Origin of the sequence: Thiobacillus sp. SCN 63-57 (genome assembly GCF_001725555.1) — a bacterium.
Taxonomy (GTDB): domain Bacteria; phylum Pseudomonadota; class Gammaproteobacteria; order Burkholderiales; family Thiobacillaceae; genus Thiobacillus.
Genome location: NZ_MEGP01000019.1, coordinates 74,567 through 83,782, shown reverse-complemented (window position 1 = coordinate 83,782; position 9,216 = coordinate 74,567). Strand labels below are relative to the sequence as shown.

Below are 9,216 nucleotides of genomic sequence, written 5' to 3'. Positions count from 1 at the left end.
CGGACTGACGTGTTCCCGATGCCGCTGACGCCGGCAGGCACGGGAGCAAGCTTACTTTGATGTGGGAGAAAAAATCCCGCTCCAACGGCTGGTCGCGATACGCAACTGGTCTGACCCGAACTTCGTCAGTTTGAATTTTCCACCGTTTTTTAATGCAAGGCGCAAAAGCCAGCTGGCCGCCGGCCCCAGGCGAATCTGCTCCCCGCTGAACCGGGCTTCGACATCCGTACCTGTTTTGCAAATGACGCCACGGCTCTCTGCCCAAAGGCCCTCGCCGGTTTTGGTGAATTCCATAAAAAGAGAACCATGGTTTTCAACAATGGACATCACCAGAGGTTTGCCGTCATCCATCGTGGTCTCTTCCCATTTCAGGGGGAAGATAGGGTGGCCGAGCATGACGCCCAATTCGCCGACCGTTGCTGCACAGGTTGGCGAAGCATGCGCTTCGCCATGCCAAGCCAGAAGCAATGGCAGGTAAAACAGGATATATTTTCGGCGCATGGCGAGATCCCGTTTCTCTGGAGGAGAGCGACTGGAGAAAACAGTCTAACCACACAATCTGATTTATTTCATGACAGTTTCAGCGTTGGAGGGCCATGTCCAGGATCGGTTTGCTTACGCCGCTCTGGCTGGGCTGAGGCCGTAGCGGGCAACACTCTCCGCCTGCCCTCCACACCCCATGCGACTCTCCCGACTTGATTTTGCTGACCGTGAAACCAGGGAATCCCCGGGTCAGGGATGCGTATACCCCAGCACCAACAGCAGCAGCGCCGTGATGGCCATGGCCGCGTGGAAGCTGACGCCCACCATCGGTGGTGGCGAGCGGTGTTCATGGGTGCCCATGCGCAGGGCCAGCAGAACCAGCCCGCCGGCCAGCGCCAGCACGAACAGAAGCGCCGCATCGTTGTACAACATGTGAACGGGACTGCTGAAGATATGCCGTCCCAACAGGACCAGGCCCAGCAGGGCAAGGCCGGCGTGCACCGCCGCCAGGGCCCGCGAGCCGCGTCGGTAGCGCACGCCCAGCACCACGAGCCCCAGACCCAGCGCCACCGCCAGGCAAAACAGAACGATTGCGGCAAGGATCATGCGTTCTCCATCAAAGCGTGCGATTCAAGCTTGAATACGACCGGGTCTCGGGCTGAGCGCTCGACGCGCGCCTTCGAACCTTGGGCGCGACCGCGTAGGGCGCAAGCAGGCTGAAGACCCGTCAAATGGGGCGTCGTTCCATCCATCTGAAAAAAACACTCAATCAGTTGGCCCGGGCGGGTGGCCCGATCGCTGCCGGAGCGGCGTGAGAATGTCCGCCAGGCCGTTGTGATCGATTTCCTGCATCAGGGCCAGCAAACGGCCAATTTCACCCGGAGGGAATCCGTTGCGCGCGAACCAGTTGAGGTAATTGCCCGGCAGGTCCGCAATGATCCGGCCCTTGTGCATGCCAAAAGGCATCTCCCGGGTGACAAGTGATTCCAGGTCCTTTGGATTCATGTTACCCACTGCCTTGGCATCGAATAAAGGGGGCAGACTGCACGAACCCCGTCATCCCTGTTTTGCCAATCGATGTGTCGCGCCCAGCACCGCGCCGATCGTCACCAGCACGACGCCGGAAATGGTTACGGCATCGAGGGATTCCTTCAGCAATGGCACGGCGGCCACTGCCGAGATGCCGGGAACCATGGCCAGCATGAGCGTTGCCTTCTGCGGTCCTATGTTGTGGATGGCGTAGGTGAAGAGCAGGCCGGCAATCGAGGCGGCCAGGATGCCTTGATACACGCCTTGCAACAGAATGAAGGACAGGGAAACAGTGGTGATGGCCTTGGGCAGGAACAAGAGATAAACCGGCGTGTAGAAAACCATGGAAATCACGGAGACCCCGACCGTTGCTTCGATGGGTGGGACATGCCAATGCTTGAGCAACAAGACGAAGCTTGCGAAGCTGATTGCGGCAAGGAGAAAGAACATATCCCCCACCCATTGATGGGCGGGGGCGCCGGAAATCTGGCCCAGGCTGTGGAAGCCGATCAGCACGATCCCCAGCCCCGCGACCAGCAGGGCGAATTCGGTTCGGATGCCAGGGCGGTGCCCGAGTATGAGCCAGGCGATCAATGCACTCGCAAAGGGGATGCCGCCATTGACCAGAATGCCCGCGTGCGCGGCCGGTGCAAGGGCAAAGCCCGAGTAGATGAACAAGGTGTACCCCGTGCCGCCAATCGCGGCAAGTACGGCAAGCCGCGGCCACTTGAGGCGGTTCCATCGGGTCAACATAAAGGGAAGAAACGCCATTCCCGAGACGACGAAACGGATGGCCACCATGTCATAGGGCGTAAGCGGACTGCGCCCGCCCAGCCGGGAGACGATGTTGAACCCGGACCAGATCATGACGACCACCGCTGCTGCCGAAAAGCCTTTGAGCAGGTTGAGACGGTGGGCCGGAATAGTTGGATCGGCATCTGTCATGCGATGGGTTCCGGGATGTCGGGAGTGCTCACATTACCACTGACCACGCAATCGATCGCGTCGTGCACCCAGGCGGCAGCCGCACGATAAAAAAGCAGGTTCCGCGATCTTTTGTGCACTGGATGCACCGGCGCGACGTGACCGCTGCGGACGGCGTGCCCGTTCAATACGGCGTACCGTCCTGGTGGAAGAAGCGCCACTGGCCGTCGACGAAGGTGGCGAACAGATCGTCGTCGGGGTAGGTGACTTCGTCGCCCGACGAACGGTCGCCGATTTCCAGAACCAGCACGTCTTCGCCGGTTTCGTTCAGCAGCTGGCTGGCATTGCCGGTGCCGGCCTTGAAGCCGGCGCACATGCCGGGCGCCAGGCGCATGCTGCCTACGTTGGTGCGCAGGGTGGGCGATCCGGCGAGGATGTAGACCAGTTCGTCCTGCCGGGAATGCGCATGGCGCAAGGCCGAGACCGCACCGGGCGCCAGGCGCGTGAGGTTGACGCCGAAGTTGGTCAGGCCGAAGGCGTCGCCCAGGGCGCGCTTTTCGCGTCCGGCCAGGCGTTCGCCCAGCAAGGTCTGGATCGCTTGCGGGTAGGTGGAGGGTCGGTCGCGCGGCGGAATGTCGAGGGCGACGCGGGCGACGGATGTGGAGGGCGTCATGCGGTTTTCTCCCGTTGATGGCGTGAGTGTGATGCGGGTCAGGCGCGCCGGGCGAGTTTGCCCAGCGCTTCCAGCGCCTGCTCGACCCGCGTGTCCCAGGGCAGGGCAGCGGCCAGCCGCAGGCAGTTGCGATAGCGGCCCTGCGGCGAGAAGAGGTTGCCCGGGGTGAAGCTGATGCCTTGCCGCAGCGCCTTGTCGTGGAGGGCGAGCGTATCGATGTGCTCCGGCAGTTCGACCCAGAGCACGAAGCCGCCGTCGGGGCGCGAGGTCCGGGTGCCGGCCGGAAAATGCCGGGCGATGTGCGCCTGCATGCGCGCCAGGTTGTCGGCGTAGGAGCGGCGTACCTTGTTGAGGTGGCGTTCGTAGCGGCCGTCCGCCAGGTAGCGGGCCACGGCCAGCTGCGGCAGGGTGGCGCTGGACAGGGTGCTGACGTACTTGAGGTGTTCGACGGCCTGGCGCCAGCGGCCCGGCACGATCCAGCCGACCCGGTAGCCGGGCGCGATGGTCTTGGAGAATGAGGCGCACAGCAGCACGTTGTCCGTGCGGTCGTAGGCCTTGGCCGGGCGCGGCCGCGTGCGGCCATGCGCGAGGTCGCCGTAAATGTCGTCCTCGATGAGCGGAATGCCGCGCGCGGCGAGCATCTTCACCAGTCGGGTCTTGTGGGCGTCGGGCATGAGGCTGCCGGTGGGGTTGCTGAAATTGCTCACCACCGCCACGGCCTTGACCGGCCAGCGTTCCAGCGCCAGGGCCAGGGCGTCGAGGCTGATGCCTGTGACCGGGTCGCTGGGGATTTCCAGCGCCTGCATGCCCAGCGACTCGATCGCCTGCAGGGTGCCGAAGAAGGCGGGGCTCTCGATGGCGATGATGTCGCCGGCCCGGGCCACGGCGCGCAGGGCGAGGTTCAGGGCTTCCTGGCAGCCGTCGGTGATGACCACGTCGTCCGGACCGAAGGCACAGCCGCGTTCGGCGGCGCGTTGCGCGATGCGGATGCGCAGGGGTTCTTCACCCGGGGGAAAGCTGTAGCGGCTGGCGACATCGTTGCTGTCGCGCAGGCTGCGGTTGAAGGCGGCGCGCAGGTCGGCCAGCGGCAGATAACCGGGGTGGGGCGTGGCCGCGCCCAGCGAAACCAGGTCGGGTTGCAGCGCGTTGCGGCACAGGCGCAGGGCGACCTCGGTGACGCTGACCGTGCAGGGGCCTTCGGCATTGTCGTTGCCTTTCGCGGGGGGCAGCGAGGATTCGGGGTGGCGCGCAAAGAATCCGGATTGCGGCCGCGCTTCCAGCCAGCCATGGCTTTCCAGCAGCCGGTAGGCCGACACCGCCGTGTTCTGGCTGACCCGGTGCTGTTCGGACAGCCGTCTGACGGAGGGCAGGCGGTCGCCGGGCTGGTACACGCCTTGGCGGATGGCGTTCTTCACGTGCGTCGCGAGGTTTTCGTACAAATTCATGGCAGCCTCCTGTCTCGCCAGTGTAGGGCCAGCGCCGTGCCCGGATGCAGTACACGCGAAGCCGATCCCGATGGTTACAGTTGGCCCCCGAATGCAACTGTATCCTAATAAAACCCGTTTTTCTGCATCTGTATCGAGGCGCCGCACCTGCCTAGTATTCCGGGCATGGATGGCAACATACGACAGGAAGGCAGCGCGGATGTCCGGCAGCTAGTGCGCCGGGCGGCTGCCTTGCGCAGGCGCTATATCCGGAGGGTTGCAAGCAGAATCCTGCGGCGCCTGACCGTTGCCATGGCCTGCCGGCGGGCCGAATCCGAACTCGGTGCGTTGAGCGACCGCGCACTGCATGACCTGGGCGTGGATCGGGGCGGCATCATGTACGCGGTCCGCTATGGCCGAAGGGAACGCCGGGCGGGCGCACTGCGTCGGCTGCTGATTTCGGCACGACGATTGGGAACGCACATCTGGAACAGGAGGACACGTGATCACGAAAGCGCAAGCCGACAGATTCGGCAAGGAATGGATCGAAGCCTGGAACAGCCATGACCTGGACCGGATCCTGTCGCACTACAGCGAGGACTTCGTGATGTCTTCCCCGCATATCGCCGTGATCGCGGGCGAACCGAGCGGCGTGCTCAAGGGAAAACGCGCGGTGGGGGACTACTGGAGGCGGGCCCTGTCGCGTTTCCCCGACCTGCGCTTCGAACTGCTGGCGACGTTTGCCGGGGCGGACAGCGTGGCGATTCACTACAACGGCGTGCGTGGTCCCGTGATCGAAGTGCTGTTCTTCGATGCCAGCGGCCTCGTCGAGCGGGCGGCGGCGCACTATCTGCCGTAGCGCGGGCAGTGTCCGTTCTACCGCGCGAATTCCCGGGCCAGACGGCATGGGTTTAGTTCAGGTTCGATTCAATTCCAGGGGCCGCAGAGACCACGGGCCAGAACCTGGCAAGCAACACCTACAACCTGGGTACGGCGCTGGTCTTCAAGAAATCCCGGGCTTTCACTTTCACCGTGCAACTGGATGGCGAAGTGGCCTCAGGCTATCGGGCCGTCGCGGGCCAGGCCGTGGGGCAGTGGCTGTTCTGATTCGAATGCCGCGACCGGCTTGAAGGGGGGTGTCGGGTAGCCTGCGCGTAGGACGGGAACGCTCCGAGGGCTTGCTCGACACATGGCCGATGGCGGCCAAGCCGCTCCGCAGTCGCCGGCATTCCCCGTGCTACCATCCGCCGCCATGCGACTCCCCCAACTCCGACAACGTCTTCGCGCTCTCGGCGCTGCGCCCTGCCATGAGGGGCGCGTGCTGCGGGCGTGGGTTCAGGTACGCCCGCTCGATAACAAGCGCCGGCGTGCAGAGGATTTTCTGCCGCTGTCGGTGCGTCATGCGCTTCCCGGTTTGTTCGATGAGCTGAATGCGCTCGCACGGGTGCATTCCGAGCATGTCGGCGAGGATGGCTCGGCGCGTTTGCTGGTGGAACTGGCGGATGGCCAGACGGTGGAAAGCGTGCTGCTGCCGCGTGACGGCGTGTGCGTGTCGACCCAGGTCGGCTGTGCGGTGGGCTGCGTGTTCTGCATGACCGGCCGTGCCGGTCTGTTGCGCCAGCTCTCCAGCGCGGAGATCGTCGCGCAGGTGGTGCTGGCGCGCAGCCGCCGCCCGGTGAAGAAGGTCGTGTTCATGGGCATGGGTGAACCGGCCCACAATCTGGACAACGTACTGGAGGCCATCGAGCTGCTCGGCGTGGAAGGTGGCATCGGCCACAAGAACCTGGTTTTCTCGACCGTCGGCGACCGGCGCGTGTTCGAGCGCCTGCCGCTGTCCGTGGTGAAGCCTGCCTTGGCGCTCTCGCTGCACACCACCGATCAAGAATTGCGCCGGCGTCTGCTGCCGAAGGCGCCCGACATCGCGCCGGTCGAACTGGTCGAGTTGGGCGAGGCCTATGCCCGCCGCACCGGCTACCCGATCCAATACCAGTGGACGCTGCTCGAAGGCATCAACGACGGCGATGCCGAATTGGACGGGATCGCACGATTGCTGGCCGGCAAGTATGCGGTGATGAACCTGATTCCCTACAACCGAGTCGAGGGCATCGACGGATTCGACTATCGGCGCCCGAGCTGGGAACGGGCGGCCGAGATGGCGCGCAGCCTGCACCAACGTGGCGTGCTCACCAAGCTGCGCCACTCCGCGGGGCAGGATGTCGAGGGCGGATGCGGCCAGTTGCGGGCGCGAACGCTGCGCATCGATGAAGGAACGATAAGGGTCAGCCCCGGGCGTATGTCCCACGTTTGACAGGCTCTCACCCTTTCGACTTCAGTAACGCCGCCGCTTGAATGCCGGTGCGGTGGTCTTGTCGGCGCATCGGATCACCCGACTACGACTAAAGTTGTATATCCCTCTCCGGGTATTCGACCTAGAGTGTTTTTAGCTGCCCGACACAAGCGGTCGCTGCGATCCGCCCGCCGTTCCGGTGTGCGCACGCGAACGATGGACGTGAACGGGACGGACACACGATCTGAATCCATGAAGCGTTCAGATATTCGCCGGGCTGTCAGCATGCGATGCATGGCACGGCACCGATCGGAAAATCAGACACGGAGGGACACATGGCACTGACAACTTTCCACAGTACCGGCATCCAATATGCCGCGGATTTTTTTGCCGAAGACACCATTGCGTTGATGCTGCAGCCGCCTCAGGCGTTGACCTTGGAGGAGATGGTCATGGGCGTGGCGCCGCCGCCCGATACGCCGGAGGCTGCCGTAGCCGCGGCTTGGGCCGAGCTCGCAGACGATGCGGATTTCCAGAAGGCCGTCAGTGAAAAGCACTTCACCGAAGCCCAGGCGACGGCGACGCTCGTCAGCGGCATCGCGGCGCCGATGGGCGCCACGCTCGATGCAAAGCTGGCCGATACGCTCAAGGTGAATTACGAAACACGGATCGAAAACGGCAATTACGTCTACCTGCTCGATGGCGAACGCATCCTGACCATATCGGGGAGCATGGACTCGGCCCCCATGGTGGCGGCCAACGCCGATGCCATCCTGTACGGCTGTTTTCTCGTCATCGACGTGCTGGGCATCGTCGCTGCCGCAGCCAGCGTGAGCGTCGCGGTGCAGAAAAGCAAGATGGCCAAGAGCCTGCAAGGACCGCTGGGCGGATTCTTCAAGAAGGTGATGAACCCTACTGCCGTGCGGGAGCTGAAACGGCTGGAGCAGCTGGGAGAAAAACTGGAGTTGATCAAGAAGGTGCTGTTCTGGCTGCGCGGCACTACCAATCTGAAAACCGTCGTCGGCACCTTCCTGCAATCCCTGTCATGGATCGACTATGCGGTTGCGATCATCCAGCTTGTCGCGTCGGTCCTGCTGTTGATCGGAACGGGCGGCGCGACGATGGCCGCCAAGATCATGCAGCTGGGGGCGGCCATCGCCATGTTCCTTGCCGACCTGGTCGGCTTTATCCGGGCATTGACCAAACAGGCGCAGCCCGGGTAGCGGGAATCGAATCCGGGTTGGAATTTGAGGGGCTCATGTTTTGCGATGTCGGGACCTCACAGCAAGGGGAAGAAAATGCAGTCCCGAAATGTGATCCGCTGATAGAAGACGCCACAAGTGAAATCAAGTAGCCGCGTAGCTTAGGTTGAGGTGGCCAAGACGAGATAAAAAGCGGCGTCATTTCGTTGGCGGTGTCGGGATGTTTTACACAGGAAATCCGTTTTTTCTGTCCGGCCAACAATTTTGCAAGCAGGAACAAGAGGTTGGCAGTTGGGGGCGTTCTGGAGAACGGATTTTGCTTTTGATGGCGCCAACAAGAACCAATTCAGGGGGAATATTGAGATGCACAACATGACAATACGTTCTGTCCAACTTCTGCTGGGCACGCTCGCTCTTGCGTTTTCAGTGGGAGTGAAGGCTGACACGACATACTCTGCAGTGGGCGCGGGCTGGTACTCCAATGCCGGCGAACACGTTGAATTCAACGACAACTATTCGGTGGGGGGTGCGCAGTCCGGCTATACGCTGAACAATTACTTTCTGTTCGACCTGTCGGGTGTGAGTGGGCCGATTACGGGGGCGATACTGCGGGTGTACAACCCCGATACACCCGTTTCGCCCGGCTTTCCTTTTGGGTACACGAGCTCCGATCCGACCGAAAACTATGCCTTGTTCGATGTCTCCACGGCGACCGCGGATCTGGTGGCAGGATATGGAGTAGGCTCTCTGGTCGGGCAAGCCATTTTCAGTGATCTCGGATCGGGGCAGAACTTCGGCATGTACACCGCCAGTCTGGCAGACAACGGTAAGTTCGTTGAAATCAGCCTGAATGCTTCGGGGGTGGCTGCATTGAATGCAGCCCACGGTATGTTTGCTGTGGGCGGAAAAATTACCACGCTGGATGCCGTGGTCAACAGGGAAAGTCTCTTCGTCTCGGGATTCTTGTCAACTGCGGGATCGAATGCGCCACAACTCGTGATCAGTAGCGTGCCTGAGCCTGCGGGATCCGCTTTGTTCGTGGCAGGGCTTGGGCTGGTCGGGCTGGCCGCGAGTCGGCGTGCAGCACGTGTTGCCTGAGCGGAGCTGGATAGACAGACGCTGAAAAAGGGAACGGAGTCAGGAGGACAGCCGGCATTATAGCGGCCCCGAAGATTCGTATTTAGATACGAATCA

General features: G+C 62.5%; 10 protein-coding genes. 4 read left to right on the top strand and 6 right to left on the bottom strand.

Annotation, left to right across the window (positions count from 1 at the left end; genetic code table 11):
• Positions 1 to 51 precede the first annotated feature (51 nt).
• From ABT23_RS08555 to ABT23_RS08530, 6 genes are all read right to left on the bottom strand, one after another.
• Positions 52 to 501: a hypothetical protein gene (locus tag ABT23_RS08555; RefSeq protein WP_296633682.1), complete on the bottom strand. Its 450-nt coding sequence runs from the start codon at positions 499 to 501 to the stop codon at positions 52 to 54.
• Between the two features lie 231 nt (positions 502 to 732).
• On the bottom strand, positions 733 to 1,089 hold the full coding sequence (locus ABT23_RS08550; protein ID WP_296633679.1) for a hypothetical protein: 357 nt from the start codon (positions 1,087 to 1,089) through the stop codon (positions 733 to 735).
• Positions 1,090 to 1,248: 159 nt separating this feature from the next.
• Positions 1,249 to 1,488: a DUF3820 family protein gene (locus ABT23_RS08545; protein WP_296633677.1), complete on the bottom strand. Its 240-nt coding sequence runs from the start codon at positions 1,486 to 1,488 to the stop codon at positions 1,249 to 1,251.
• A gap of 51 nt (positions 1,489 to 1,539) precedes the next feature.
• A complete protein-coding gene (locus ABT23_RS08540) occupies positions 1,540 to 2,457 on the bottom strand; it encodes a DMT family transporter (protein ID WP_296633674.1) in 918 nt (305 codons plus the stop codon).
• 163 nt (positions 2,458 to 2,620) lie between these two features.
• Positions 2,621 to 3,109 (bottom strand): cupin domain-containing protein, encoded by a 489-nt coding sequence (locus tag ABT23_RS08535; RefSeq protein ID WP_296633672.1) that lies wholly within the window; start codon positions 3,107 to 3,109, stop codon positions 2,621 to 2,623.
• Positions 3,110 to 3,147: 38 nt separating this feature from the next.
• The gene (locus ABT23_RS08530; protein WP_296633669.1) at positions 3,148 to 4,554 is read right to left on the bottom strand and encodes a PLP-dependent aminotransferase family protein; all 1,407 of its coding nucleotides are present in this window, start codon (positions 4,552 to 4,554) and stop codon (positions 3,148 to 3,150) included.
• A 481-nt stretch (positions 4,555 to 5,035) separates the two neighbouring features.
• Between ABT23_RS08530 and ABT23_RS08525 the strand changes: the two genes are divergently transcribed.
• The 4 genes from ABT23_RS08525 to ABT23_RS08510 all read left to right on the top strand — a co-directional run bounded on the left by ABT23_RS08525 (position 5,036) and on the right by ABT23_RS08510 (position 9,120).
• A complete protein-coding gene (locus ABT23_RS08525; RefSeq protein WP_296633666.1) occupies positions 5,036 to 5,392 on the top strand; it encodes a nuclear transport factor 2 family protein in 357 nt (118 codons plus the stop codon).
• Positions 5,393 to 5,785: 393 nt separating this feature from the next.
• Positions 5,786 to 6,841: an RNA methyltransferase gene (locus ABT23_RS08520; protein WP_296633664.1), complete on the top strand. Its 1,056-nt coding sequence runs from the start codon at positions 5,786 to 5,788 to the stop codon at positions 6,839 to 6,841.
• A 314-nt stretch (positions 6,842 to 7,155) separates the two neighbouring features.
• A complete protein-coding gene (locus ABT23_RS08515) occupies positions 7,156 to 8,043 on the top strand; it encodes a hypothetical protein (protein WP_296633662.1) in 888 nt (295 codons plus the stop codon).
• Positions 8,044 to 8,385: 342 nt separating this feature from the next.
• Positions 8,386 to 9,120: a PEP-CTERM sorting domain-containing protein gene (locus ABT23_RS08510; protein ID WP_296633660.1), complete on the top strand. Its 735-nt coding sequence runs from the start codon at positions 8,386 to 8,388 to the stop codon at positions 9,118 to 9,120.
• The last annotated feature ends 96 nt before the right edge of the window (positions 9,121 to 9,216 follow it).